26 protein-coding genes are annotated in these 24,755 nt (G+C 56.3%); 10 read left to right on the plus strand and 16 right to left on the minus strand.

The features are described 5' to 3' along the window. Positions 1–2 precede the first annotated feature (2 nt). The 4 genes from FHR98_RS06235 to FHR98_RS06250 form a co-directional block, all read right to left on the minus strand. Positions 3–2,609, minus strand: a complete 2,607-nt coding sequence (locus FHR98_RS06235) for an ATP-binding protein (protein ID WP_183415798.1) — start codon at positions 2,607–2,609, stop codon at positions 3–5. Between the two features lie 148 nt (positions 2,610–2,757). Beyond that, on the minus strand, positions 2,758–3,108 hold the full coding sequence (locus FHR98_RS06240; RefSeq protein ID WP_183415799.1) for a hypothetical protein: 351 nt from the start codon (positions 3,106–3,108) through the stop codon (positions 2,758–2,760). A 120-nt stretch (positions 3,109–3,228) separates the two neighbouring features. Continuing rightward, positions 3,229–4,608 (minus strand): chromate efflux transporter, encoded by a 1,380-nt coding sequence (gene chrA / locus FHR98_RS06245; protein WP_246377540.1) that lies wholly within the window; start codon positions 4,606–4,608, stop codon positions 3,229–3,231. Between the two features lies 1 nt (position 4,609). Next, positions 4,610–5,434 carry a chromate resistance protein ChrB domain-containing protein gene (locus FHR98_RS06250; RefSeq protein WP_183415801.1) on the minus strand — a complete coding sequence of 275 codons (825 nt, stop codon included), beginning with the start codon at positions 5,432–5,434 and terminating at the stop codon, positions 4,610–4,612. Between the two features lie 276 nt (positions 5,435–5,710). Here FHR98_RS06250 and FHR98_RS06255 point away from each other — a divergent pair, with 276 nt between their 5' ends. Then, positions 5,711–6,118 (plus strand): MerR family transcriptional regulator, encoded by a 408-nt coding sequence (locus tag FHR98_RS06255; protein ID WP_183415802.1) that lies wholly within the window; start codon positions 5,711–5,713, stop codon positions 6,116–6,118. 23 nt (positions 6,119–6,141) lie between these two features. Here the strand turns inward: FHR98_RS06255 and FHR98_RS06260 are convergent, their stop codons facing one another. After that, the gene (locus FHR98_RS06260; protein WP_183415803.1) at positions 6,142–6,696 is read right to left on the minus strand and encodes a hypothetical protein; all 555 of its coding nucleotides are present in this window, start codon (positions 6,694–6,696) and stop codon (positions 6,142–6,144) included. A gap of 180 nt (positions 6,697–6,876) precedes the next feature. Between FHR98_RS06260 and FHR98_RS06265 the strand changes: the two genes are divergently transcribed. Then, entirely contained in the window at positions 6,877–7,605 is a 729-nt protein-coding gene (locus FHR98_RS06265) for a class I SAM-dependent methyltransferase (RefSeq protein WP_183415804.1), read from the plus strand. Between the two features lie 124 nt (positions 7,606–7,729). Next, on the plus strand, positions 7,730–8,983 hold the full coding sequence (locus FHR98_RS06270) for a DUF2254 domain-containing protein (protein ID WP_183415805.1): 1,254 nt from the start codon (positions 7,730–7,732) through the stop codon (positions 8,981–8,983). A 20-nt stretch (positions 8,984–9,003) separates the two neighbouring features. On the opposite strand, the gene FHR98_RS06275 is transcribed toward FHR98_RS06270, so the two are convergent. Continuing rightward, positions 9,004–9,315, minus strand: a complete 312-nt coding sequence (locus tag FHR98_RS06275; protein WP_183415806.1) for a cupin domain-containing protein — start codon at positions 9,313–9,315, stop codon at positions 9,004–9,006. A 135-nt stretch (positions 9,316–9,450) separates the two neighbouring features. Here FHR98_RS06275 and FHR98_RS06280 point away from each other — a divergent pair, with 135 nt between their 5' ends. Then, complete coding sequence (locus tag FHR98_RS06280) at positions 9,451–9,774, plus strand: hypothetical protein (RefSeq protein WP_183415807.1); 324 nt, start codon at positions 9,451–9,453, stop codon at positions 9,772–9,774. 25 nt (positions 9,775–9,799) lie between these two features. Here the strand turns inward: FHR98_RS06280 and FHR98_RS06285 are convergent, their stop codons facing one another. Continuing rightward, the gene (locus FHR98_RS06285) at positions 9,800–10,183 is read right to left on the minus strand and encodes a nuclear transport factor 2 family protein (protein WP_183415808.1); all 384 of its coding nucleotides are present in this window, start codon (positions 10,181–10,183) and stop codon (positions 9,800–9,802) included. Positions 10,184–10,412: 229 nt separating this feature from the next. Here FHR98_RS06285 and FHR98_RS06290 point away from each other — a divergent pair, with 229 nt between their 5' ends. After that, positions 10,413–10,781: an SPW repeat domain-containing protein gene (locus FHR98_RS06290; RefSeq protein WP_183415809.1), complete on the plus strand. Its 369-nt coding sequence runs from the start codon at positions 10,413–10,415 to the stop codon at positions 10,779–10,781. An 8-nt stretch (positions 10,782–10,789) separates the two neighbouring features. Here FHR98_RS06290 and FHR98_RS06295 read toward each other — a convergent pair whose 3' ends face one another. The 6 genes from FHR98_RS06295 to FHR98_RS06320 all read right to left on the minus strand — a co-directional run bounded on the left by FHR98_RS06295 (position 10,790) and on the right by FHR98_RS06320 (position 16,973). After that, positions 10,790–12,766 carry a PAS domain-containing hybrid sensor histidine kinase/response regulator family protein gene (locus tag FHR98_RS06295; RefSeq protein ID WP_183415810.1) on the minus strand — a complete coding sequence of 659 codons (1,977 nt, stop codon included), beginning with the start codon at positions 12,764–12,766 and terminating at the stop codon, positions 10,790–10,792. A gap of 479 nt (positions 12,767–13,245) precedes the next feature. Then, the gene (locus FHR98_RS06300) at positions 13,246–13,782 is read right to left on the minus strand and encodes an MAPEG family protein (protein ID WP_183415811.1); all 537 of its coding nucleotides are present in this window, start codon (positions 13,780–13,782) and stop codon (positions 13,246–13,248) included. Positions 13,783–13,837: 55 nt separating this feature from the next. After that, positions 13,838–14,791 carry a cation diffusion facilitator family transporter gene (locus tag FHR98_RS06305; RefSeq protein ID WP_183415812.1) on the minus strand — a complete coding sequence of 318 codons (954 nt, stop codon included), beginning with the start codon at positions 14,789–14,791 and terminating at the stop codon, positions 13,838–13,840. Between the two features lie 105 nt (positions 14,792–14,896). Continuing rightward, entirely contained in the window at positions 14,897–15,247 is a 351-nt protein-coding gene (locus FHR98_RS06310; RefSeq protein WP_183415813.1) for a DUF3147 family protein, read from the minus strand. A gap of 139 nt (positions 15,248–15,386) precedes the next feature. Then, positions 15,387–15,977: a VOC family protein gene (locus FHR98_RS06315; protein ID WP_183415814.1), complete on the minus strand. Its 591-nt coding sequence runs from the start codon at positions 15,975–15,977 to the stop codon at positions 15,387–15,389. Between the two features lie 114 nt (positions 15,978–16,091). After that, the gene (locus FHR98_RS06320) at positions 16,092–16,973 is read right to left on the minus strand and encodes a LysR substrate-binding domain-containing protein (RefSeq protein ID WP_221205761.1); all 882 of its coding nucleotides are present in this window, start codon (positions 16,971–16,973) and stop codon (positions 16,092–16,094) included. Positions 16,974–17,087: 114 nt separating this feature from the next. Between FHR98_RS06320 and FHR98_RS06325 the strand changes: the two genes are divergently transcribed. The 3 genes from FHR98_RS06325 to FHR98_RS06335 are packed head-to-tail and all read left to right on the plus strand — an operon-like array spanning position 17,088 to position 18,496. Then, complete coding sequence (locus tag FHR98_RS06325; RefSeq protein WP_183415815.1) at positions 17,088–17,792, plus strand: SDR family oxidoreductase; 705 nt, start codon at positions 17,088–17,090, stop codon at positions 17,790–17,792. A gap of 4 nt (positions 17,793–17,796) precedes the next feature. Continuing rightward, positions 17,797–17,955 (plus strand): DUF6552 family protein, encoded by a 159-nt coding sequence (locus FHR98_RS06330; protein WP_221205762.1) that lies wholly within the window; start codon positions 17,797–17,799, stop codon positions 17,953–17,955. Between the two features lie 46 nt (positions 17,956–18,001). Then, on the plus strand, positions 18,002–18,496 hold the full coding sequence (locus FHR98_RS06335) for a GNAT family N-acetyltransferase (protein ID WP_221205763.1): 495 nt from the start codon (positions 18,002–18,004) through the stop codon (positions 18,494–18,496). A gap of 30 nt (positions 18,497–18,526) precedes the next feature. Here the strand turns inward: FHR98_RS06335 and FHR98_RS06340 are convergent, their stop codons facing one another. Beyond that, positions 18,527–20,362 carry a potassium/proton antiporter gene (locus FHR98_RS06340; protein ID WP_183415816.1) on the minus strand — a complete coding sequence of 612 codons (1,836 nt, stop codon included), beginning with the start codon at positions 20,360–20,362 and terminating at the stop codon, positions 18,527–18,529. Between the two features lie 251 nt (positions 20,363–20,613). Here FHR98_RS06340 and FHR98_RS06345 point away from each other — a divergent pair, with 251 nt between their 5' ends. Then, complete coding sequence (locus FHR98_RS06345) at positions 20,614–21,075, plus strand: GFA family protein (protein WP_183415817.1); 462 nt, start codon at positions 20,614–20,616, stop codon at positions 21,073–21,075. Positions 21,076–21,203: 128 nt separating this feature from the next. On the opposite strand, the gene FHR98_RS16730 is transcribed toward FHR98_RS06345, so the two are convergent. Continuing rightward, positions 21,204–21,332: a hypothetical protein gene (locus FHR98_RS16730; protein ID WP_281369924.1), complete on the minus strand. Its 129-nt coding sequence runs from the start codon at positions 21,330–21,332 to the stop codon at positions 21,204–21,206. A gap of 259 nt (positions 21,333–21,591) precedes the next feature. Here FHR98_RS16730 and FHR98_RS06350 point away from each other — a divergent pair, with 259 nt between their 5' ends. After that, on the plus strand, positions 21,592–23,406 hold the full coding sequence (locus tag FHR98_RS06350) for a tetratricopeptide repeat protein (RefSeq protein WP_183415818.1): 1,815 nt from the start codon (positions 21,592–21,594) through the stop codon (positions 23,404–23,406). A 325-nt stretch (positions 23,407–23,731) separates the two neighbouring features. Here FHR98_RS06350 and FHR98_RS06355 read toward each other — a convergent pair whose 3' ends face one another. Further along, entirely contained in the window at positions 23,732–24,574 is an 843-nt protein-coding gene (locus FHR98_RS06355) for a universal stress protein (RefSeq protein WP_183415819.1), read from the minus strand. Between the last annotated feature and the right edge of the window lie 181 nt (positions 24,575–24,755).

Genomic DNA, 24,755 nt, shown 5'->3' on the forward strand with positions numbered 1-24,755 from the left:
ATTCATCCCTTTATAGCGTCGTGGACTGCCTTTGCCAGTTCACGGCGCCTATAGGGCTTGGACAATAGAGAATAGCTGTGGTTCGGACGTTCTGAATTCGGGAACCCCGAGGTAAGTAGAATTTTTATATGCGGATAATTCTGCTGGACGGAATCGGCCAAGGCCACGCCATCCACTTTTCCAGGCATCACAACGTCACTGAATATCAGCGAAAAATCCTGATCGTTCTTCAATACATCTAGAGCTTCCGCGCCGTTGCCCACCTCAACAACAGCATACCCCAAGGATTCAAACTGACGCTTTACAGTGCTGCGCACCATATCATTGTCTTCGACCACAAGAAGCCGCATACCATTTGCGGTTGGCACGGGAATCTCCAGATTATCATCCGCCGCCGCAACAGCCGGGGCCTCATGGGCCTTGAAGTAAAGCCGGAACGTCGAACCCCGACCGGGTTCGCTATAGACCGTAATTTTCCCATTCGACTGTGCCATGAATCCAAAAACCATGGGCAGCCCCAGGCCTGAACCCTTTCCCAGTCCTTTGGTGGTGAAGAAGGGTTCGAAGATACGAGCCTGCGTTTCCTCCGACATGCCCTCACCATCGTCGGAGACCTCCAACACACAGTAAGCGCCGTGCTCGAGGCCTTCCATGGCGTACAGCGAGCCATCGATGCCGCTCTCTTCATCTTCTTCGATTTGTTTAAACTTTACGCTGAACGCGAGATGCCCGCCGTTGGGCATGGCGTCCCGTGCATTGAGCGCTAAATTCATGATTGCGCTATCAAGCTGCGCCCGGTCGACGTTGATAAAGGTATGCTCATTCGGCATGGCCGAGAACGTGATCTCAATTCTTTCGCCCAGCGTCCTTTTTAACAAAGGCAGGAGCTTTGCAACGAAGGCGTCAAGCTCCACGACAGAAGGTTGCAGTGGTTGCTGCCTGGAGAAAGCCAAGAGCTGCCGGGTCAGGTCAGAACCGTGCGAGACGGCTTCCAGAGCCTGTTGGATCATTTCAGTGCGTTCTTCCTCGGGCAAATCCGGTGAATCCAGGATATCCAAAGAGGAACTGACTACTTGCAAAAGGTTGTTGAAATCATGGGCGACGCCGCCGGTAAGTTGGCCGACGGCCTCCAGTTTCTGCGCTTGACGGAGCTGCGCTTCCGCCGTGACCCGATCACTGATGTCCCGAACCGTCGCGACTAGTCGGGACGGGTTGCCGCGGTCATCGCGCGCCACCACGACTGTATCCTCGACATGAGCATAAGTCTGATCCGCACGGCGCAAACGGTAAAAGAACTCCCTGCGCCGCAACGGGCCGCTCAAAAACGCTTCCAGGCTCTGTTCGTACGCTGGAAGGTCAGCCGGGTGGATCAACTCCCGGTACCAAGTTGCCGCCTTCCCCACCTCTTCCATCGGGTAACCGAAAATCAAGGTGATGCCGGCGCTCCACACTTCCTCGCCTGTCTGAACGTTGCGGTCCCAAATTACGACCGGCGAGGCCTGCTCGACCATGGCGTTGCGCTGTTCGCGGTCGGATAAGCGCTCAGCCATTTGATTAAAGGCCGTTGCCAATTCCCCAATTTCTCCGCCTTGCCGAACCCTAGACCGCTGCTTGAGGTCATTGAGGCCAAAATTTCGTGCATCTTGCGCCAGGTCTCGCAACGGGCGCGAAATCATGCGGCTGAAGAACAGCGCCGCCAACGTGCCGATCAGTATTGAGGCCAAAAAGGCTATGGCCCCGCGCCACACTTCGCTGTTGGCATCGGCGAAAGCAACGTTGTTGGGAATCCCGACGTAAACCACCCAAGGCGCAGCACGCATCGGGCTGTAGGCGCCAAGCCGCTGAATACCATCGGCCGAAGGGCCGTCGGTAATCCCGGAAACTCTTTGTATGGCACGGATTACGCCCGGCAAGTGCGACAGATCTCTGCTGATCCAGTCCTCCGGATCGTGACTTCGGGTCACGACGTGACCATGCTGATCCAACACTGTGACCAGCGCAGAGCGAGGAACCCCACTCAAAGCCACCAGACTGTTGAGTTCCTTCAACCGGGTCGAGATGGACAACACCCCTCGAACGTCGCCCATAGAATCCAACAGCGCCATTCCGACAGTCAGCGTCCATTCGCCCGTCGAGCGGGAGATCTTCGGCTCGCCGAATCCTATGGACTTGGAATCCACTGCATTGACGAGGTAGTCCCGATCACCGACATCGATCTCGAAGCCGGAAGAAGACCCCAAAGGCGCTCCATCCGGCGCATTCAGCTTTATATTGTTTACATAGGCGGGAAGATCACGCTTTACCCGGAAGAATAGTCGCTCGTTCTTGTTGATATCCGTGGCATCGAATGAAACGGAATGGCCCACGACATTCATGACCGTGATCAGATTCTCCAGATAATCATCGATCAACGCACCGACGTTCCCGGCATGATTCAAGGCCATCCGCTGTGCTACGTCGTAATCTTCGCTGACTCGTTGGGCGGCCCCAAAAACTAACAAGACCATCAAGGGAAAGCTGGCGGCGACCGCAACCAGGAAGAGCCGCATCTTGATGCCCAGCCCTTCAATCACGTGGCAACGTCCCTCGCCATCTGCGGATTGACCCAAAAAGATCGCACTGCCTCAATTCTCCCTTGTCCCCATTATCGATGTAGCATTCGACGCTATGCAAGCAATCTTACACTCGATAGACGAGCTTGCCGATTGTTGTTCGCCTTGTTCGTGAAATTCTCTCGGCAAAGAATGGGGAGCGATTTCATCGAGAGGACGTAAACTCATTTACATCCAGGGAGAAGTATTTGCCGTCCGTGCAAACCACGTTGCCCTTCTCATTAGCGTGGTAGGAGACGGCTTCCAAGTCCGCCGCGTTGGAGATGATATTAACGATCAAACCGGAATCGGTGGTGCCGAAGACGCGTACCCGTAGTTCCGGCTTGCGAACGAATGTGTTGCGGCTCTCGTCGAAAATGAAAGTGTATCCGCTGGCGCGAATAGCAGTGTCCTGCACGGATTGCACCTCGCCAATGAAATGGCGGCGCACTTCTTGCGGAAAGTGCCTGCGGGTAATGATATAAACTTTATCTCCTACATTTAGAATTTTTGACAAACCTTTGTTCTTTCGAAAAATTTTAATTTCGTCACAACGGAGAATAGTAGGCATTATTTAAAAATTCATAAACAAATATACGACGACTCCCGATCTGAAACCTGCTGATAGAACTGTCCTTCACAGGCCGATGACTACAGCCTTCCAGATCACGCCGGCGAGCGAACAGAAGGCCAAGGTAGTGAACATGCCTGCTTTCAAGCGAAATACCAGCCCTACCGCACAGAGCACCAGCACCAAAGCTGCTGAATCGAGCGAACTCCAGACTGGTAAATCCAGTGAAATACCCATGCCCGACCAAGGACGAACCGATGTGAAGACCAAGTGAAGCGCAAACCAAATCGATAGGTTGAGTATCACGCCGGTCACGGCAGCGGTAATCGCCGAAAGACCGCCGGACAGGGCCCGATTTTCGCGGAGCGACTCGATGAAGGGAGCCCCCAGGAATATCCAAAGAAAGCAGGGCACGAATGTGACCCAGGTCGTCAAAATCGCCCCCAGTAAGCCGGCCAGCAGCGGATCCATCGTGCCTGCGTTCCGGTTGGCTGCAAGAAAGCCGACGAACTGAACGACCTGTATCAAAGGGCCGGGCGTGGTCTCCGCCATACCCAGACCATCCAGCATTTCACCGGGAGCCAGCCAGCCATGATGCTGAACCGCTTCCTGGGCTACGTATGCCAGCACAGCATAGGCACCGCCGAAAGTCAGAACGGCGAGTTGGCTGAAAAAGACCGATATTTGACTGAAAACATTGGACTCTCCCCATTGAATGTTCAGCCACAGGACTGGAGCAAGCCACAACAACAGAAAGATCGACGCTACTTTCATTGACCAGGAAAGGCTGGGTCTCGCGTGAGCTGGTGTCCCTTCCCCCAATGCTGAATCGGCTTCCGCCAGGGCTCCCTTGCCGTTCTCGCCATGCCCCTTGCCCGGGCGGAACCAAGCGAGTCCCGCCCGTGTGCCAAGGAAACCAACCGCGGCCGCCACCAGAATGATGATCGGAAAAGGAACATCGTAGAAAAAGATTGCGACAAACGCGGCAGCGGCAAGCCAGACCGAGGCGGCGCTGCTAAGGGATCGCCTGCCGATTCGTATCACCGCTTGGATGACAATGGCCAGTACTGCCGCCTTCAACCCAAAGAACAAGCCGGCAATCACAGCGAGATCGCCGACCAGGACATAGAGGTAACTCAAGGCCAGAATCGACAGGAACCCCGGCAGAACGAAAAGCGTGCCTGCGACGAGCCCCCCACGGGTCTTGTGCAGCAGCCAGCCCAGGTAAACAGCAAGCTGCTGGGCCTCGGGGCCCGGTAGCAGCATGCAATAGTTGAGCGCATGCAAAAACCGGGCCTCGCCCACCCAACGCTTTTCTTCGACCAGAATACGGTGCATCACGCCGATTTGCCCCGCCGGGCCGCCAAAACTCAGCAATGCAACACGCACCCATACCCGCAGCGCCTGGGAAAATGTGATCCCGTGAACCTCCGATGAATTCTGCATATCAGCGACTCCGACTGGCACTGGGCCACCCATGAGATTCCTCCATCGCCTCCTGGCACCAGCGGAATAGGGCGTCGTACAGCTTCAATCCAGCTTCCAGTTGCTCAAGATCATCCTGATAGAGCCGAGACAAACCGAGCGAGAGGGCTAATAGGCCGGCGGCTTCGGGTGCCAGATCGGGTCTACCCGTGTCCGCGCCCCGGACGATCACGGCGAGACTATCCAATGCCGGGATTTGCAGTGCGAAACCGGCCAACATCGCATCGAAGGTGCAGGAAGCGCCTTTGTGGGTCCAAAGAAGGTCATCGCCTTCGATATCAAAGGGCGTGGCATGGAACCTGTCTGCAACCGCCAACACATCCTCGGACGGCACGAACAGGAATACTGCATCCGGGTCTACAAACCGACGAAGCAGCCACGGACAGGCAATCCGATCAACCTTTGGACGGGCCCGGGTGACCCAAACGGTCGGACTGCCATTGTCATGGGGCGGTAGCATCGCGTGTGGAACCATCGGCAATCCAAGTGAAGCCCAGGCGAGCGCTCCACCTTCTAGAGCAACCGCATCAACGCCGCGCACGCGTAGCCAAGCTGCAGTTCCCTGGCTCAGCTTTTGCCCCTTCTGGCAAACGATCACGACCGACTGGCCCTTGAACTCGAGGCCCCAATCTGAAACGGACTGAAATGGCCGCCTTCTCGAGCCCGGGATCAAACGAGGGTCGCCTTCGAAGTCTTCATCGACCCGAACGTCGATCACACGTGGGCAATCGGGATGACCGATCATTGCGAACAGAGTTTCACATGGAATGGAAAGTTGAGACGGCATGCTGCGTTCTCCCCAAATACAAAAGGAACGAACGCGATACTTGGGCATCTCGCCTCTTGAAGGCCTTCGTCTATCCGGGACAATACAGACGATAGAGACGGCTTCCACGGGGGAGATCGCGATCCCCCGTCAATTCAAAATCTACGCCACTTCCAGCGCTTGTCAATTAAATGTACCGAGCCGCTATGCCCAAACACTACACGCGAAAGGATAGAGTGGTCGGATAAGCCTGCATTTAATACAATGATAATCGGAAAATTGCGGCTGGAGAAATGGATGGAACGCATACTCACTAGGGGAAAACTCGCCGCCGAGACTGGCTGTAACATTGAAACGATCCGCTTCTACGAAAAGATCGGTCTCATGCCCGATCCGAAGCGAACCGTTGCGGGCTATCGGCAGTACGCCCCTGCTGACCGGGCACGCTTGCAGTTCATCCTTCGCGCCAGAGAACTGGGTTTTAGCATCGCCGATCTTCGTGACCTATTGGGGTTGGTCGACGGGGGGGATTACACCTGTGCAGAAGTGAAGCAACTGACCCTCGCGCACCTCCGATCGGTGCGCGCAAGAATTGCCGACTTAAAGCGGCTTGAAAAGACGCTGGCCAGTGTCTCGGCCCAATGCGATGGCGATTCAGTGCCTCAATGCCCGATCATCGATGCATTGTTCCAGCCTGTGCTCTAGCAAGGGGATCGTTATCGACCCACCTAGATTCCTTCAGCCAAGGCATGGCGTTCATCGGCCTCCCGAAACAGCGCCTTGGCGTGATCTAAACTCCAAGGCTTCTCTTCCAGGGTCTCGTGATCCCATTCCTTGCGCGGCTGCGGCGGGTCGAAAAAATCTCCGCCATAAACATGCAACGCGCAGGAACGCTTGCCGATAGGGTTTGTTACCGAGTGGATAATGTCGGGCCCCAAGGTTGCAACCTCGCCGGGGCCAAGCGATTTTGCACCCGCTGCTTCGATCCCCGCGCCGTGACGCCGCCAGAACAGATTGTCCTCTCTTCCCACGTAGAGCCCCACTATCGAGTACATCTCGTGGTTATGCGGGAAAATACTCATCCGCGGCGACCATACGAATTGGAGGATGGTCAAGTCGCTGCTTCGGTAGAGCGGTGTCAGTCCAGCCGATTGAGGCTCACCCAAAGACTTGATAATGCTGGCCGGGTCACATACCGCCGCGGCCACGACCTCTCGCATGGCTTTTTGCCCTTCCGGTACGGCGGCTTTACAGGATTCGATAAAACGGTCCTTGTCGAACATCGTTCTTCTCCTCTGACCATCGATAATGATCGAGTTCTGCCGGATCGACGGAATAGTCGCGATCATATCATCAAAACTGGAGATGTCCTCTCCAAAGGCCCCATCGATTACGATGGTAGAGACGATTGCCGCTGGCGATGTCTGCTATAAGGTTGGCGCATGTCGACGGCTGTAAACCATATGATCAGAACTCTACAGTACCTGCGTCCCGCGCCAGCGCGGATCCTTGAGGCCGGCTGTGGTGATGGGCAACTCCTCTCGCTGCTCCATCGGGCGGGGTACGACGTGTACGGTTTCGACGTGAAGAACTTTGGCTTGCAAGATGCCGCGTTCTTCGAACGCTGCCACGCGCGATTGCCCGACCTGGCTGCAGACCCGGCCCGATTGAAATTGCTTGAGCAAACATCCGACTGGCCCTTCGAGTGGTTTGAAGTCGTGGTGTCGAACCAGGTGCTGGAGCACGTCAGCGATCACGACCACTTTTTCGCCAATCACTTTCGGGTACTCAAGCCCGGCGGCTTTGGATTGCATGTGTTTCCCGCTCGCGAGGTCCTGTTCGAGTTTCATCTGAACCTGCCGCTGGCACACCGGATTGCCAACAAGGTCTGGCTGGAGCGCTATGTTCGCTGGGCGGGGCACCTTCGACTGGGCAAGGCCCATAAAGGGCCGGGCTCACTGCAGGACGAAAGCCGCAATCTCACCTACTACCTCAACACCCTAACAAACTACAAGACCACCGCCGAGCTGGCGGCATTGGCGAGGCGCCATGGTCTCCAGCCTAGCTATGCGCTGACACCCGCCTTCTACGCCGAGCGGATGAAAATAAACTGGAAGCCGCGCATCGGCGGCGCCTGGCCCTGGAAGTACATAGCCAACGTTACCTTGGTCCTCACCAAGCCATCGACATGAAGATGTCTGGACGTCCCTTGGATGCACCCCCTATGAGTGCGCTGGCAGCTGGCCGTGACTTCATGCAGACTGAAGGAGGTGGAGTTCGTCAGGTAAATCGAGAAAACAGAAGGCCCGTCGCCCCTTGTCTATAGAGAAACTCTACATCCATCTGATGCGCGCTTATCGCTCGATGTGGTTTCCCCCTGCCGCCTATGCAGCAGGAACCATTTTGATCCTTTCCTTGGCGCCCATAGTCGAACCAATCGTGCCTTTCGCTCTGGAGACGCTCATCGAGCCGAATGCCGTGGAGAAGATACTCGGAATCTTGGCTTCCAGCATGCTCGCCGTTGCGATTTTCTCTCTCGGCACCATGGTTTCCGCGTTGCAAGCCTCGGCCAGTTCGGCGACGCCTCGGGTTCGTGTGCTCCTGACGGAAGACCGAACGGCCCAAACGGCTATATCAACCTTCATAGGGGCCTTTATTTTTAGTGTCCTGGGAATTGTCGGTTTGTCGACCGGCTACTACAGCGATGCGGGCCGTTTCATCATCTTCACGATCAGCCTAGCGGTTATTGCAATTGTTATTGCCACCCTGATCTCCTGGATCAACCGCCTATCAAAAATGGGCGGCGTCGGAGAGGCCGTCGATCTGGTGGAGCGCGCAGCAACGAAGGCTTTCACCTTGGCCGCCCGAGACCCTTATTATGGCGGCAAAGCTTTGACGCACGTGCCTGAAAGTGCCACTGGAATCTGTCTCGAGACCTTCGGCTACATCCAGCATATCAACGGATCGCAGCTCGGCGAGATGGCGGAAAAACTTGGCTTCAATCTGCTATTGGTGGCGCGTCCTGGCAGTTACGCCGCCCCGAACCGCCCGGTCGTTCTCGTCGAGAGCCCGGTCGAGGATTCCGATGCCGCCAAGATTAGAAACGCCTTTGTCGTCGGTGATGCCAGAACCTTTGAAGAAGACCCGAGGTTCGGCTTGCTGGTTCTGTCAGAGATAGCATCGCGGGCGCTCTCTCCTTCGGTGAACGACCCGGGAACGGCCATCGATGTGGTCAGCACATTGGTGCGGGTCCTGGCAAATTGGCAACAGCGCGTCAAAGAGCAGGAACCTCAAATCAGGTTCGATAAGCTTTATGTTGCCGACTTACAGGTCGAAGACTTGCTGGGCGACGCTTTCCGATGGATATCCAGGGACGGTGCCGGTCTCCTTGAGGTGTCGGTCAAGGTTCAAAAAGCTTTGGCCACACTCTGTGCGGTCGATCCGGAAAAATTCGGGCCGGCTGCCAAGAACATGAGCCGCGAAGCCCTCGGTCGTTCGAAATTGGCAATGTCAGCAGAATCGGACCTGCTGTGCCTCACGGAAGAGCAGCAAAAGGTCGGCCTTGACTGACAACACCACAGGCGCCTCGTTTAGCGATCAAGATTGACCTCAACAAGTACCGTCTCGGTCTCGAACACCGCACTGTGCCATGACCCCGGCGGCAAGTGGATCACGGTCCCGGGCTTTAACGGCGTCGACCCAGCCGCACATTCCAGCACTCCCGATCCTGATAGCACTTGAATGAATTGCTCGAAGGCGTGTTCATGGCGTTCGGCGCGTGTCCCGGCGGGCACGACCACGTGCTTCAGCGACGCGCCGATACCGACAATCTCCTTGCGCAGAATAGCATCGCTCTCCGAGCCCGTTATTTCCGACCAGCGATAGAATTTTGATGCTGCCAATTGTCCCTCTCCCTCGCAAACTGCCGCAACGAATGTTGCCACCTGACGAGCGTCAAAAGCGATGACACTTCATTTGTGAGACACCATATTGCTTGATATAATTCGCCCCGGCACTGATTTCAGGAGCGCTTCATCATGAAAAGCCGAACAGCGGTGTCCCTGCTCATCCTAAGTGTTCTGGCGCTTACCACTCCGGCGATGGCGGGTGGCAAATACCATCGTGGCTATCACCACGGGCATGGACACGGGCATTACAAGTACAACGACGATGCTATCATTATCGGTGCAGCCATCATCGGCGGCTCGATTCTGGCCAGCACCCTGCTTTCACAGCCACGATATCCGTACGCGCCTCGCTATGCCGTGGCACCAAGAGCACGCGTCTGCGAGCAGGACGAAGTCTATCGTTTCCTGCCTGACGGCCGTATCCAATGGGGCACCCGCACCCGCTGCTACTGACGGTTATTGAGGGATGGGTTGGCGTTCAATGACCCTCGCCCTTTCCCGGATGGCAGAAGAAGGTTTTGCTGACGATGCGCCACTGCCCTTCGATCTCCACAAGTGACAGATGATCACTGAACCAGTGGCCGTAGCTGTAACCTCCCAGCGTTATCACAGCGATATCACCCACCAGAGCCATGTTGTCGACCCTGCATTCAAAGGGGCCTTCACCCGTTCTGGCGTCGGGTGTCGAGGCGATAAATGCCTCCAATGTTGACTGTTCCAGCTCTCCACCAAAATGCCCGACGATGATGGCTTTGTGATGGAAAATGTTTCTCAACCGATCTCCATCGGCATCCAACATGGCCGCATAATACTCCTTGGCGACCCCGGCAACCGCCGCGTCCCTGTCAGGTGACCCTATCATAAGCTTGCCTTTCCAAAGTGATGTCGAGAGCTGATACGCAACGTACCGCCGGTCGGAACCGAGAGGCGTTTTAGAAACTGGTCTTACTTGTATACCATCTTGCAGGCTGTTAAGATTTTCTTCAAATGCAATTTATTGCTGGACGCTCGACAAGAGCGAACCGAGAGAAGCCATCGAAAATCCTGGCGGGCAACGGGTGCAACGACAGCATCTATGGGGAGGGAGTTCGATGTTTTCATCGATCAAGCATAGCTGGATCAGCGACCATCATGACTGGGAAGATGTGTGCTCCGTCAGTGCTGGTGTCCTGATCGTCCTCTCGCCACTTGCCGCCGGATCCGCCGCTACACCATCAGTAGCAATCAGTGCCGGACTAGCGGGAATTACCATAACCGTAATGGTGATGTTGCAATTGATGATGCTTCGTCGTTGGGAAGAACTGTTGAAGCTCGCCTGCGGCGTATGGGTCGTCGTTGCCCCCTTGCTTATGCAGTACGACGGCACTTTGCGGCTGCTTCACTTCGTTCTGGGCGGTACGGTTGTATTCCTCTCGGTACTGGAGTTCTGGCAGGACCGAAGCTGTCAACTCGACAGCTAAGCTAACTTTCAGGAATCACCGGGCACCAAGGCCTGAATTGCCTCTATCAAATCTTTCTTGCGATAGGGTTTGGGAAGCATGCTGTAGTGATGCTTATCTGCATAAGTACTCGAAAATCCTGAGGTCAGGAGGATTTTCATATCAGCGTTCAATTGCTCTGCCTTCTCTGCCAAAGCAATTCCATCAAGGCCGCCCGGCATCACCACGTCGGTAAATAAAAGATCAAAACCGGAATCTTTTTCCAGGATCGCCAAGGCGTCGATGCCGGAGGAGGCAGTCTGAACGGAATAGCCGGCGCTGGATATCTGCTTAACGATCGCAGCGCTAACCATCTCATTGTCCTCGACGATCAAAACCCGGCCGACATTGGTGCCATCCATCTTGACGTCGGGCCGTGATTTCTTTGCTTCCCGCGGCTCCTTCTGTTCGGCTTTGAAATAGAGATAGAACGTGGTGCCTTGTCCGGGCGTACTGTCGACCAGCACCCGCCCTTCCGATTGGCTCATGAACCCAAACACCATGGACAGTCCCAGGCCTGACCCCTTGCCTACATCCTTTGTAGTAAAGAAAGGTTCGAAGATTCTCTCTTGCGTCTGCAAATCCATCCCCTCGCCCTTGTCCGACACCTCCAAGACGCAATATCGGCCACTCGGTAAGTCGCCTTGAGTGGCTATGGTCGGGCTTTCGCTGGTCTTAGCGCCGGGCTGCGCATCAACGATCTTTTCGTAAACCCTGAAAGCTAATGGGCCGCCATCAGGCATCGCGTCACGCGCATTGATCGCCAAGTTCATGATCGCGCTGTCAAGTTGCGACGCATCCACCAAAGTCCAGGCATTGCTGACCTGACTTTCAAAGGTAACCTGCACTTGCTCGCCCAAGGTTCTTTGTAACAGCGGTAGCGAGTTTTCAACGATCGACACCAGATCCACGACAGAACGCGCCTGCGGTTGTTGCCGCGAATATGTCAGCAACTGACCGATCAGCTCCGACCCCCGATGAACGGCGCCAAACGCTTGCTCGAGAATTTTGTTGTGCTGCTGCTGGTCGAGCTTGGATTCCTGCAGGGCATCGAGGGACGCATTGATGACCTGAAGAAGGTTGTTGAAATCGTGCGCGACACCGCCTGTCAACTGCCCAATGGCCTCCAAGCGCAAGCTTCTCTGCAGTGACCGCTCAGCCAGCATGCCATCTGTAACATCCCGGCCCATACACACGAGTTCCTGGTCGCTCTCCGACCAGATCGCAGACCAAATCATGTCTCTGATCTGGCCGTCGCTGCGAATGTTCCGGTTGTTGAACTGGGTCAGCGGCTCGCCCTCAGCCACCTTCCGGATCGCTTCCATTGTGGATTGATGATCATCTGGATGTATCAAAAAGAAGCAGCTTCGCCCAAGCAGATCCTCTTCCTTATACCCCCAGATGCTCTCGGAGCGTGCACTTACGGATAAAATATTGCCGTCCGTATCCAATGACAGGAATACGTCGGGCGAAACCGTTTGCACCTTACGGAATTTTTCCGCACTAGCCGCCAGGCGCGATAGCAGAAAATCATCCGTGAAAACGCTGTCGAAGGCCTCCGCACGCAACCGGCTTCGAATAATACAAACACTCAGAAAAACCAACCCGACGCCAAAAATAAAATGAGAGAGCCAGAAAATATGATCCCAATGCTTTACCGAGAATAAAAATGACACTGATGAGCTTGCAAACAATACTATAGATAGAGATAATATAAGTATTAGCTGGCTATATGCTTTCTGGAATAGAATTATTACTACAGAACCCCAGAAAAATACGAAAGCAAAAATCTCTAGAGAAAACATGGTCTTTCTCAGATCCATGCTTTCGAATGGCACGATGGACATCAATATTGGCAACAATAGCAAAAAGCCTATTGCTATAGTCCAATAGCGCCATGTCGCCAGATGATGATCGCGGCGGCCAAAATTGAGAAGGCCGACAAAGAATAGACCGGCCAGAACCAATCTGGCAGCGGGGCCATAGGCCAGGAATAGTATCTCGTTCGTATCTGCCCAGCGTGTAAAAATACCGTGGAAGGCATAGGTAATCGTGCCTCCCAGAAGCGACAGTGTAAGATAGCGCAGAAAAGTCTCCTGGCTGCGCAGATAGCAACGGTATGACAGCACTGAAAGAATACTGACCCAAAACACGACAAACGCCACTGCGGCTTCGTGTGCCAAAGGTTCCTCGGCCGTACTGTAGTTTCCGCCCGTAACCTTGAAATAAAGCGTCAGACCCACCGGTACACACAGCAATAGAACTGCGCCTAAGATCTTGCCCAGCACGTCAAAAAGAAGTCCGTTACTACGTGCGGGCACTATCAGAAATCCTTTGCTGGCGACTCGAGCGTGTTTAGATCGTATGCATTCAACCTTTTATCAAAATAGGTGCCTTCAGTAGAGAAATTATCTTCCGGACGTGAAGAAACCTTCGACGGTTGCCTTTAGCCGACGATCCGCAAGGCGATGAGCGCAAGGATGATCAGCAGCAGGACGTTGGGGTAGAAGGTGAGGCCAAACCCTACCGCACGCGCCGGAGCACCCGATTCATAACCGCTGAAAAACAACAGGCGTCCGATAACAAACAACCCCACGGCCACCGGGATCGCCGCCAGCCAGGAAACGGGTGCAATCACTGCCCAAAGAATGTGAAGCGTAATCGCCAGGACCGTTTGTTCCAAGGTGTTCTGCAGGATGGCCTGAAGCGATTTGGCGCGCGCCGTCCCTACACTCATACCCCCGCCGTCGATATCCGCGGGTTCATGAAACCGATGCCTTGCCAGCCGACCAATGGATATGACCAAAAGCAGCACTACAAAAAGGTCAGCCTTCAAGGCAAAGGAAAGGCGCCCAGCCATCGTGTTGCTAGGCGTCAGAAAATCCGGTTGCCAGAAAAGAACGCCGATCAAAGTAATCAACGTGATTACCATCGCCATTCCGGCCCCACGCACAACGCCTTTCTGTTTTTCGGTCAGTTGCATCGATACCGCTCCTTCCGATCAGGAATATAAAACCGCAGGGTCGTGTACGCAGTGATTAATGATCGTGTGCGATGCGTCGTTGCGGCACATTATCCTCGTGATGGCCTATGCTCCTCGGGTCGGGGCATGCATGGAGTGAGCACTCGGTCTCAAGCGTAGCGTGCGTAATGGCAAACTTGTCCCGCAGTTTTGCTCTCACTGCCTCCTTCACCGCATCCGCATTCCTCCACTGCCCCGAAGCAATCACGAGATGAGCGTCGACAGCATTCTCATGTTCTTGCATCTGCCAAAAGTGCAAATGATGGACACCGGCAACGCCTTCAACATCCGCGATTTCCGCTAGAACTTGCTGTGTATCCATCTCAGGGGGACTGCCCAGCATCAAGATGCGGATGACAGCGCCAATTTCCGTAAAGGACTGCCAGAGGATGTATCCGGCGATCAACAGCGTGACAATCGGGTCCACCAGACGCCAATCATAAAGCAAGATGAGAGTTCCGGCGCCGATCACAGCGATGGAACCTAAGGCATCGGCCACATTGTGAAGGAAAGCAGCCCGCATATTGACGCTATGCTTTGAAAGCGAAAAGGTCAGCAGCGCGGTAACAGCATCGATCACCAACGCTACGCCCGCAATGACTACCACCAGCCAGCCTTCGACCGCCGTTGGCTCAAGGAAGCGCAGCATGGCTTCATAAACCAGATAAAGACCTATCAGGATGAGCGTCGTGTAGTTGACGAGGGCCGCCACGATCTCCGCCCGACCGTAGCCATAGGTCATCTTCTCGTTAGCAGGACGGCGCGCGACCTTTCGCGCAAAGAATGCGATGACGAGCGACAGTGCATCCGACAGGTTATGAATGGCATCCGCGATCAGCGCGAGGCTGCCGGACAACAGACCGCCGATAACTTGGGCCACTGTCAGTCCCAAATTTACAACGACCGCCCAGAACACCTTCGCATCACCCGCGCTCGGATCTATGTGATGGTGGTGGTGGTGGCCTGCCATACCTATCTTCCTACATGGTTTCCCTTTATCTCTCGATTCAACGACAAACCCCATCCTTTGTCGATTGACGATTTGTCACGAGATGCTTCTGACGCCGCCTGCGTTTCAAAAGCGGATACCAAACCGGGGTAGCACCCAAACCATTATGAGATAAAGCAGCGTGGTCAGAAGACAGGACAACGCGAGCGCCAACCAGAAATTGACCCCACTACGGAGCAGCGCCGGCAATAAAAGAAACATCGGCAAAGACGGCAGGACGTACCAGAACGTCGCTTCCGCGTGGTCAGCGAGGCGAGAGCGGTCCCCGGTCTCACCCCAGAGCCACACCATTCCCATGACCGAAATCAACGGCAACGAGGCGACCAAGGCCGCAAAGGCAGAGCTTCGCTTGCCAATCTCAGAGATCGCCATGATGATTACACCGGAAAGTAGAGCCTTGAAGATCGCAAACCACATGACCTGCACCCCTTTGGAATCTTGGGGGCGTCACTTTGGCTCTAAGTGAGGCTGCGCGCAATCGGTGATCGGCTTGGCTGACCTCGCGGCCAGCGACATGGTCGGCTTCATCGCCCACGAAGCGCTTTAATACCACACCTTACTCCGCGGCAGGGGCGCCAAAACGCGGGGCGCTTTCCAGGTCGTCCTGCAGCGCCGCCTCTCCTTCAGTCGGAAGGATCTCAAGGTAGTTCAGGCCCGCTTCAATATCGTTCTCCCATAGCACGCGCGGCAGCTCGTAAAGGATCTCCACGCCATAGCCGTTGGGATCGCTGATATAGACGCTGTGCGACACTCCATGATTGACCCGCATGTCGAACTTGACGCCCTGCGCCTGCAAGTCCGCCAGCTTTTCCAGCCAGGCTTCTCGGTCCGCCATGGCGATTGCGATGTGGTTGAGCGCGAGCGGCCTTTCAGGCGCCTCGTTTGCCCCGGCCGGCGGCGGAATGTCGGATAGTTCCATCAAGGCAACATCATGGTGGGTCACCTTGCCGTCACGTTCGCCGCTATAGAACCGCATTTTTGGAAAGGGCTCCATCTCAGGCGGCGGACGAAAAGTTCCCACATGCTTCAAGCCGACGACCTCGGTCCAGAAACGATGGGACTCCTCAATATCACGCACATTGAGCACAACATGATTGACGCCACGAGGTGTTGGAGCCTTGCGCCCGCCGGAAGCTCGCTTGCCCATCGGTTTCTCCCAATACTGGTGCAGCCGCCCGCGATGAACCGGCGACCGCAGAAATCAATGTTCAATTTTTTTACGATTTTTTGCAACAAAGTTGCTGAACGACGGCCATTCGGATCACGAGCCTGGCGCTTCCACCGCTTCGGCCAACAACCAGGCAACTGCCTGGTCTCTCGCCTTTGCGTTCGGTGGTTGGGTTTTCGGATAGACGACATAGAATCCGGTCTCTTCTTCTCGAATTTCCCGCCAAACGGGAACCAGGCGCCCCAGCGAAACCTCCTCCGCAACCAGTAATTCCGGTGCTATGGCGATTCCGTGAGAGCGCACCGCCGCATCCATCGCCAATGCTGTTTGATTGAAGATCATGGTCCGACGTTGCGGCTTGCGCTCCGGTACGGCAAGTAAACGGTCCCAGTGGCGATGGCTATCCTGGATCAAGTGGTGCGCGGCCAATTCTTCCAGATGCTCAATCGTACCCATTGTGGCCGCATATTCGGGGCTGCAAACCGCGATCAGACGTTGCGGCGCCAGCAACTCGGCGTTCAATCCGCCGTTGAACGGCGGCTTGCCGAGCCGTATCGCGATATCGACGTCGTCGGAAGTGAAGTTGGAAAGCCCCTCGCTGGCGACCGTACGTATCTCAATATCCGGGTGTGCCTCAGTGAAGCGGACGAGGCGCGCGATCAGCCATTTGGAGGCAAAGGACGGCGTCGTGCTGATGGTTACACGCGACGCCAAAGGCTGCAGCCGTGCCGTTGCCTCCGCAATGATCGCCAGGGCTTGGCGAACCGCATTGTGATAGCTGCGCCCAACTTCAGTCAGAGCTAAACCCCGCGCCTTGCGTTCGAAAAACTTGACGCCCAATCGTGCCTCAATCTGCCGCACCTGCTGGGCTACCGCGCCTTGGGTCAGATGCAGTTCTTCCGATGCCAATCGGAAGTTTTCATGCCTGGCCGCCGCATCAAACATGTAAAGCGCATTGAGATTGGGAAGGGCCACGATGCTCTCCAAGACAGTAGTATTTCTACAGTCTGACACTATCAAACATGATTGGTCAAAAGCTTTGCGCGGGGCTATTTTCAGCTCTTCATTCAACACAAGGAGAAAGCGGCCATGAGCGGCAAGAGAGTAGCACTGATTACGGCGGGTGGTAGCGGCATGGGTGCAGACGCGGCACGACGCTTGGCTTCCGAGGGATATCACGTCGCCATACTTTCCTCTTCCGGCAAGGGCGAGGCCCTAGCCGCGGAACTGGGAGGATTCGGCGTCACCGGATCGAACCGCAATCCCGACGATCTCAAGAAGCTCGTGGACGGCGCCATGGAGCGCTGGGGCCGCATCGACGTGTTGATCAACTCCGCCGGACATGGCCCCAAGGGCCCGGTCCTGGAGGTCAGCGACGAGGACTGGCACGAGGGTATGGAATTCTACCTGATGAACGTTATCCGTCCGACGCGCCTCGTGACCCCCGTGATGGTGGCACAAGGCGGCGGAACGATCATCAACATCTCGACCTTCGCCGTCTTCGAGCCCGATCCGTTGTTCCCCACCTCAGGCGTCTTCAGGGCTGGGCTGGCAAGCTTCACGAAGCTCTTTTCGGATCGCTACGCCGCAGACAACGTCCGCATGAACAACGTTCTTCCCGGCTTCATCGACAGCCTGCCGGAAACCGAAGAACGCCGCGCACGCATTCCCATGGGCCGTTATGGCAAGGCTGAGGAGGTCTCCTCGCTGATCGCCTATCTCGCTTCCGAGAATGCCGCCTACATCACCGGACAGAATATCCGCATCGACGGAGGCTTGACCCGGGCCGTCTGATTCATTGGTTGGTGCAAACATCGGCATGACGCCCTGGAGTTTTTACCTCTTCGTGGTTGGTCTTTTGGGATGGCTCCGTGTCGGTGTGCTGTGGAATGATCGTGCGATCATGCTGATCCATGCGGTGGCCTTGTCGGCCATGATCATTGGTTTGACCAGTTAAGGGCATGGGTTGGAATCCGATCACCTGCTAAATCGAAGGCGGAAGATTGAGTATTCTTCAGATAGAAAACATCGCGGAACAGGATGAGTCCGGTCGGCGGGCTCTCCTGGATCTGAACAACGCGCATGCCCGCGAGACGTCGTTCCTGACCGAGCCGCATTTTGAGAGCTTGCTCGCCGGAGCGTTTTCGGCGGTCTGCGTTCCGAAAGCCGCTGCGCTGCTTATCGCCTTCGATCACTCGGGTCCCTACGATAACCCTAATTTTAGGTGGTTTTCAGAGCGCTACCAGGAATTTGCCTATGTAGACCGAATTGTCGTCGGGCGGGCATTTCAGGGTATGGGGCTCGCCAGGCGCCTTTACGAGCATCTTTTCGATCTTGCGCGCCAGGCGCGGTTGAGGCGCGTCGTCTGCGAGGTGAACCTTGATCCGCCAAATCCGGAATCCGACGCCTTTCATGAACGGATGGGGTTCGCGGAGGTTGGGAAAGCCGTCCTGAAAGGCCGCGAGAAGACCGTCCACTACCTCTGCAAGCCGCTTTGAAAGACCTGGCAAGCCATTACTAACCGGCAGTCAGCTTTTCTTCCGGAACATTCTTGCAGCGAGGCTCGCCAAGGGTTCACCGATCATCGCCCGACACCAGATCAAGGGAATATGTGCAAGGCGCAAGCTCCAGGGTTTCGGCTCCAAGTCGATGCTGAGCGATTTGATGCTGCCCTCGGAAAGCTCGCCAATCACAAACTCAACACCGCCGACCCGCAGACGTCGGCCGACCCGCAGGCGGCCGGGCAGGTTCCTTGAAACGAATGCGCCGATCGTGTCTGCCTCTTTGCGTGTCGGAAGCCTCAAACCGTAGGCATCGGCAACGGACTCCAAAGGCGCGGATCCGTTGAAGACAAAGGCGCCCATGATCGCCGCATCCACTGAATCAAACCCGCCTACTCTCTCGCCGAACAAGCGATCCAAAACCGGAAGCGCCGCAGGCGGCGCCAACAGCAGGATGTCATCGCCCGGATTGAGGTACTTGACCGATACAGGCGTCAGCAGTTTCCCCTCGCGCATGATCGAGACCAGATCAACTTTCTCCGGCAAGGGCAAGCGGGCAAGGTTGCGTTTGAGCGCCAGGGATTTCGGCCGCACGGAGTATGCCAGCATGTCACGGCTGGAGCCCGAGGGCAGATTGAGGGCGACACGTGGCGGCGCCTCCGGGCGCGGCGGCAGGACCACGCCGAACTTCCGCCCGGCCAGCCCGATCGACCAGCCCTGAAAGATCAAGGAAATCAAAACCACAACATAGACAACGCCAAAATAAGCCGCCGCGTGATCAAGCCCCGCCAGCACCGGTATCGTTCCCAGGAAGATCGGCACTGCGCCGCGTAACCCAACCCAGGATACGAAGCCGATCTCTCGCGCTTTGAAGCCAAACCACGGCAAGCACAGCGCGACCGCCACGGGGCGCGCGACCAACATCAGCGCCAGTGCGATCACGACCGCCGGTAACAACACGGGCAATAGCTCACTGGGCGTGACCAGAAGACCCAGCATCAGGAACATCGCAATCTGGCTGAGCCACGCCAACCCATCATGGAACCGGTCGATTTGCAGGGAAGATTTATGGTTTCGGTTACCGACCGTCAGGCCCATCAGATAAGCGGCCAAGAATCCGCTGGCGCCCAACGTTTGCGAGGCGGCGAAGATTGAAAGGACGGACGCGGTTACCACAATCGGGTAAAGCCCCGCGGCCACTTGGATCCGGTTGATCATGAACAACAACAGGTAGCCGCCCGCCAAGCCAGCCGTCGCACCGCCCACTATCTGCAAAACGAAGGTGCCCACCAGCGCAACGGCCGTATCTCCGTTGAAGGGGACTTCAGGCATCCCCAACAAGGAAACACAGGTAATGGTCAAGAGGACGGCCATGGGGTCGTTGAGCCCGGCCTCGGCCTCGAGGGTCGAACTGAGACGCTCACGCAGACGTAGACCGCGCAGGTGAAGTAGCAAGAACACCGCCGCCGCGTCGGTGGATGCGACGATGGAGCCCAGAAGCAGCCCTTCCAACCAACCGATACCCAACAGGAATGAGGCCGCCGCGCCCGTAACCGCGGCCGTTACGACAACCCCTGCGCTGGCCAACACCAGCGCTGGCGCCGCGACTTTACGCAAGCTCTCGACCCGCGTACGCAAGCCACCGTCGAAGAGGATGATTGCCAGGGCGATGCTGCCGACCAGGTAGGTCGTGCCGAAATCGTCGAAATCGATCCCGCCGGGACCGTCCTCCCCGGCCAGCATCCCAAGCACCAGGAAGACAAGGAGCAAGGGCGCGCCGAAGCGAGAGGAAATCATTCCGGCAAAGATGCTGATCAGAATCAAACCGGAGCCGATAAGGATCAGATGATTGGCGAATTCCAAGACGGCCCCACTTCCACAATGCTTACCTTCCGCGGACCGATGATGGGACCAGACCGGCAACCACCCTCTCGCGACTAGACCCTTGAGAATTAAGGTCTCGCACGAACGCGATCAAGCAGCGGCGGCCATCCAATGGGGACAAACAGGCTGTCGCGGAAAATCCTTGCCGCAATTTCGAGGCCAACCCTAGGTACTTGCCAAAGAGACTAAGGCCTTTTTATATCACCGAAACGATCTGAGGAGCAGTGGCGATGGTAAATTCAACTGAGCATGTGACCGGCGGCTGTCTTTGCGGCGCCGTGCGATACAAGGCAGAGGCCTTCCTAAAGAGCGCTTACTACTGTCATTGCAAAAACTGCCAGAAGAGCAGCGGACAACCAGCGGAGATCGGGGTGCCAATCAAGGCAGGTACGCTGGAGTTTACCGGCGAACCGCCAAAGTTTCATTCGTCTTCGGAGTACGGCGAAAGAGGATTCTGCCCGCACTGCGGCTCTCGCCTTCTATGGCGGCCACAGAACGGCGAAAACGAATGGGCTATCAGCGTCAACGTCGGCTCGCTCGACAATCCAGAGGATGTGATACCCAGCGCACACATTTTCGTGGACCGTCAGCTTCCCTGGTACCGGCCCGACGATTCCCTGCCCGGCCGACGTTCAGACGAGATGGAAGTAGTCGCCGCGGCCTGGAAGAAAGAACGCCTTGCCGAATCCTAACCGAGCCGCGCGAACGGGCACGCATCCTGGCGCCCATCCGACTGGACACAATGAATGGATGAGGGAATCAAAACGTCCTTCACCCGCAAGAATGTTGTTGGGATGCTGCGCCCTGCGGCAAGCTGGGCCTAGAATATCTTGCCGGACGCCACGAGCTGCATGACCAGGATGTAAAACATCATGATGACCCAGGTCGGCGCGAGGCCAAGGCCGATGGCAGGACGGTTCTCGGGGGAGCAATCGAAATTACGGAACATTTCCAGGACTCCTTTTACAAAGTCTCATCCGCGCCAAGTGGTCGGCATCGAACAGAGCAGCGCAAAAACTCCAAGGATCGCCATCCACGATGTCACCCTCAGAGACATCATAGATACTGCGAAATCGACTGAGCTTTGTCCCGGGATAAAAGGTCGCAGCACCGGCCTGCATGAACCGCGCCCCGTCACCGGCATCATCTAGACTTCCCCGAATGAAGGTGTAATCATCTAGTCTTTCAACCGAAAGAAGGTTGTCGGGATGCTGCCGCTCCGCACCCTCTCTCCGAGGGTTTCACTTGCTCTCTTGCTGACCCTAACCTTCGCGGTCGCGGCCTGTACGGCGCAACGCCCGACCCAACCGGCCCAAACCGAATCCCAAAGTATTGAACAGAATGACGCGCAGGACAGCCGCACCCGGGTAGATGAACTCACCGCCGAGATCGAAAGCGGAACCTTAGGCGGTAGTGATCTTGCGGAGGCATACAGAAACCGAGGCCTCGCCTGGAGTGACCTCGGCGAGCACCGCCGCGCAATCGCCGATTACGATCAGGCCATCCGCGTCGACCCGCAGTATGCAGCGGCGTACAACAGCCGAGGCGTAGCTTGGGCAGAACTCGGTGAACCGCACCGCGCAATCGCCGATTACGATCAGGCTATCCGGCTCGATCCCGGCTATGCATTCGCCTACAGAAACAGGGGTCTTCGTTGGGCTGACCTCGGCGAGCATCGCCGCGCAATCGAGGATTACGACGAAGCCATTCGTTCGGATCCGCAGTACGCAGCCGCCTATAATAGCCGGGGCAATGCTTGGGCTGACCTCGGTGAACCTCACCGCGCTATCGCCGATTACGATCAGGCCATCCGCGTCGATCCCGGCTATGTATTCGCCTACAGAAACAGAGGCCGTCGTTGGGCTGAACTCGGCGAACTCCGCCGCGCCATCGAGGATTATAACCAAGCCATCCGCGTCGACCCGGAATATGCAGCGGCCTATAACAGCCGGGGCATCGCTTGGAACGACCTAGATGAGCACTACCGCGCTATGGAGGACTACGATCAGGCCATCCGCCTCGATCCGAAACACGCGCTGGCCTATAATAATCGGGGAGTGTCTTGGGCTGACCTCGGCGAACACCGCCGCGCCATCGAAGACTACGATCAGGCCATCCGTCTCGACCCGGAATACGCGCTGGCCTACAGAAACAGGGGTCTTCGTTGGGCCGCCCTCGACGAGTATCACCGTGCCATTGAGGATTACGACGAAGCCATCCGTCTAGATCCGCAGTATGCAGCGGCCTATTATAGCCGAGGCAATGCTTGGGATGGCCTCGGCGAATACCGCCGCGCCATTGAGGACTACGATCACGCCATCCGCCTCGATCCGGAGTATGCGGCCGCCTATAACAATCGGGCAGTGTCGTGGGCTGACCTCGGCGAATACCGCCGCGCCATCGAAGACTACGATCACGCCATCCGTCTCAACCCGGAATACGCACTCGCCTACAGAAATCGGGGCCTCCGTTGGGCTGACCTCGGCGAATATCGCCGCGCCATTGAGGACTACGATCAAGCGCTCCGCATCAATCCGGACTACGCGTCGGCTTACTTCAACCGCGGAAATGCCTGGGGCAACCTCGGTGAATATTCTCAAGCGATCGAGAACTTCAACGAGGCTATCCGCTTGAGTCCGGAATATGCGCAGGCCTACAACAACCGTGGTCTCGCTTGGTACTACCTTGAGGAATACAATCTCGCGATTGAGAACTACGATAAGGCTTTGCAGCTCGATCCAGAATACGCGGAAACCTATAATAACCGGGGTGTCGCCTGGGCTGACCTCGGCGAGGATCGCCGCGCCATCGGAGATTACGACCAAGCCCTCCGCATCGATCCGGACGACGCCCTCGCCTATAACAACCGTGGTCTAGCCTGGGCCAACTTGGGCGAGTATCGCCGGGCTATCAAGGACTATGACCGGGCTCTACAGTTCGATCCGGAATTCACGCTCGCCTACAACAACCGTGGCCTTGCGTTGAAAGCACTTGGCAATGGTCAGGGTGAGATCGAACAATGAGAAGCGCCGATCGCGACGCGGTGTCCGCAGGTGTCTCCGACGCCCTGCCGAAACCCATGTTTCAACAAAAAAATTCCAGGAACTTCCTTGGTAGCAGAAGAGGAATTCATCGCCCGTGGCGGACGCCCAAAGGGCGGCAAGCCCCGACACGCGGATAAAGATTTTAATGCTATGGCTCGCCAACGCCTCGACGACGCGCATCATCGTCTGACTCAAGCGCGCGATTCAGGGTGTGCAAGGCCGGGTCGCCAACAGACTTGAGAAACTGTGCCGTCGTCGCCGGAAAGAGTTTAGCTCTCATGAGGGGTTTTGAATGCTCGCCAAGTCAGTGAGAGACAAAGACCGGCACCTTGGAACGCTCCAGAATCCCGGTTGCGTGGCTCCCAAATTGCTCAAATGCAAGGAAGCGTCGGTACGAAGACCCGATGACGATCACACCAGCGTCAACTCTCTCCGCTTCTTCCAGGAGAGTAGTCGTACGGTCACTCCCGCTCGGCAGTGATGATTTGGACACCTTGAAGCCGTGATCGATAGCATAGGCTTCGGCTTTATCGAGCAAGCGATCCGGGGATTCTCCACTCTTTGGCTTGCCCGCCGTGACCAGATGCAGGTTGGCGTCCGGGCATAGATCCGATTGAACGAACTGCTTGAAGGCTTTCGCACTATCCAGCGAGCCAGACAATGCAACCAGTGTGCTGGCTGGTTTCCATTCCGATTGCTCAGGCACGGCCAACATTGGTCTCAAACCCATCGCGATCAGATGCAGCACCGCCGCTACATCGTCCGCATTGCGCTCTCCTGGTGACCAGGGTCTGGTCGGAATTAGCGCCAGGTCCTGGAATCGCCAAACCGATGAAAGGGTCTCGTCTGTGTCTCCCCTGAGCGATACCGCCTGATAAACAACGTTGGCTCTTTTGCACTCATCTCCAAGGGCAATGAGTGAATCATTCGCGTCTTTCGTCGCGTCACGCAGGCGAGCCTCGATTAGCCTTACCCTGTAAGAGAACGCTCCCACCGGCGCTGGTCCAACCATCCCGATCCGGTCAACGTCCACAATGGCGCAGCCCGTGATCTTCGCGTTGTGTTGCCTTGCAAGCTCTACCGCTATCCTGCTTTGAGCCGCAGCAGCAGGAGAATGAGAAACGGAAACCAGAATACGGCGTAGCATTGATCGACTGCCTCCGGACGGTAACGGGCATTTCGAGAATCCGGAGGCATTATCCTCCTGATCCTTTCCGGCTTAGGATATTCACATTCAGGAGGTTCTTGGATTGATCTAGCGCAAAGCATGTATGAATGCGGTTGTTTACTTGAAGACGGTGATACCCTCTAACCTGTGAACTCCGCAG

This window comes from Limibacillus halophilus (assembly GCF_014191775.1).
Taxonomy (GTDB): Bacteria; Pseudomonadota; Alphaproteobacteria; order Kiloniellales; family CECT-8803; genus Limibacillus; species Limibacillus halophilus.

Excerpts from the sequence above, each read along its gene's own strand:
- chrA (WP_246377540.1), bottom strand. The coding sequence starts at position 4,608 with ATGCAGAATTCATCGGAGGTTCACGGGATCACATTTTCCCAGGCGCTG.
- FHR98_RS06250 (WP_183415801.1), bottom strand. The coding sequence starts at position 5,434 with ATGCCGTCTCAACTTTCCATTCCATGTGAAACTCTGTTCGCAATGATC.
- FHR98_RS06255 (WP_183415802.1), top strand. The coding sequence starts at position 5,711 with ATGGAACGCATACTCACTAGGGGAAAACTCGCCGCCGAGACTGGCTGT.
- FHR98_RS06260 (WP_183415803.1), bottom strand. The coding sequence starts at position 6,696 with ATGTTCGACAAGGACCGTTTTATCGAATCCTGTAAAGCCGCCGTACCG.
- FHR98_RS06265 (WP_183415804.1), top strand. The coding sequence starts at position 6,877 with ATGATCAGAACTCTACAGTACCTGCGTCCCGCGCCAGCGCGGATCCTT.
- FHR98_RS06280 (WP_183415807.1), top strand. The coding sequence starts at position 9,451 with ATGAAAAGCCGAACAGCGGTGTCCCTGCTCATCCTAAGTGTTCTGGCG.
- FHR98_RS06285 (WP_183415808.1), bottom strand. The coding sequence starts at position 10,183 with ATGATAGGGTCACCTGACAGGGACGCGGCGGTTGCCGGGGTCGCCAAG.
- FHR98_RS06290 (WP_183415809.1), top strand. The coding sequence starts at position 10,413 with ATGTTTTCATCGATCAAGCATAGCTGGATCAGCGACCATCATGACTGG.
- FHR98_RS06300 (WP_183415811.1), bottom strand. The coding sequence starts at position 13,782 with ATGCAACTGACCGAAAAACAGAAAGGCGTTGTGCGTGGGGCCGGAATG.
- FHR98_RS06305 (WP_183415812.1), bottom strand. The coding sequence starts at position 14,791 with ATGGCAGGCCACCACCACCACCATCACATAGATCCGAGCGCGGGTGAT.
- FHR98_RS06310 (WP_183415813.1), bottom strand. The coding sequence starts at position 15,247 with ATGTGGTTTGCGATCTTCAAGGCTCTACTTTCCGGTGTAATCATCATG.
- FHR98_RS06315 (WP_183415814.1), bottom strand. The coding sequence starts at position 15,977 with ATGGGCAAGCGAGCTTCCGGCGGGCGCAAGGCTCCAACACCTCGTGGC.
- FHR98_RS06325 (WP_183415815.1), top strand. The coding sequence starts at position 17,088 with ATGAGCGGCAAGAGAGTAGCACTGATTACGGCGGGTGGTAGCGGCATG.
- FHR98_RS06345 (WP_183415817.1), top strand. The coding sequence starts at position 20,614 with ATGGTAAATTCAACTGAGCATGTGACCGGCGGCTGTCTTTGCGGCGCC.
- FHR98_RS16730 (WP_281369924.1), bottom strand. The coding sequence starts at position 21,332 with ATGTTCCGTAATTTCGATTGCTCCCCCGAGAACCGTCCTGCCATCGGC.
- FHR98_RS06350 (WP_183415818.1), top strand. The coding sequence starts at position 21,592 with ATGCTGCCGCTCCGCACCCTCTCTCCGAGGGTTTCACTTGCTCTCTTG.
- FHR98_RS06355 (WP_183415819.1), bottom strand. The coding sequence starts at position 24,574 with ATGCTACGCCGTATTCTGGTTTCCGTTTCTCATTCTCCTGCTGCTGCG.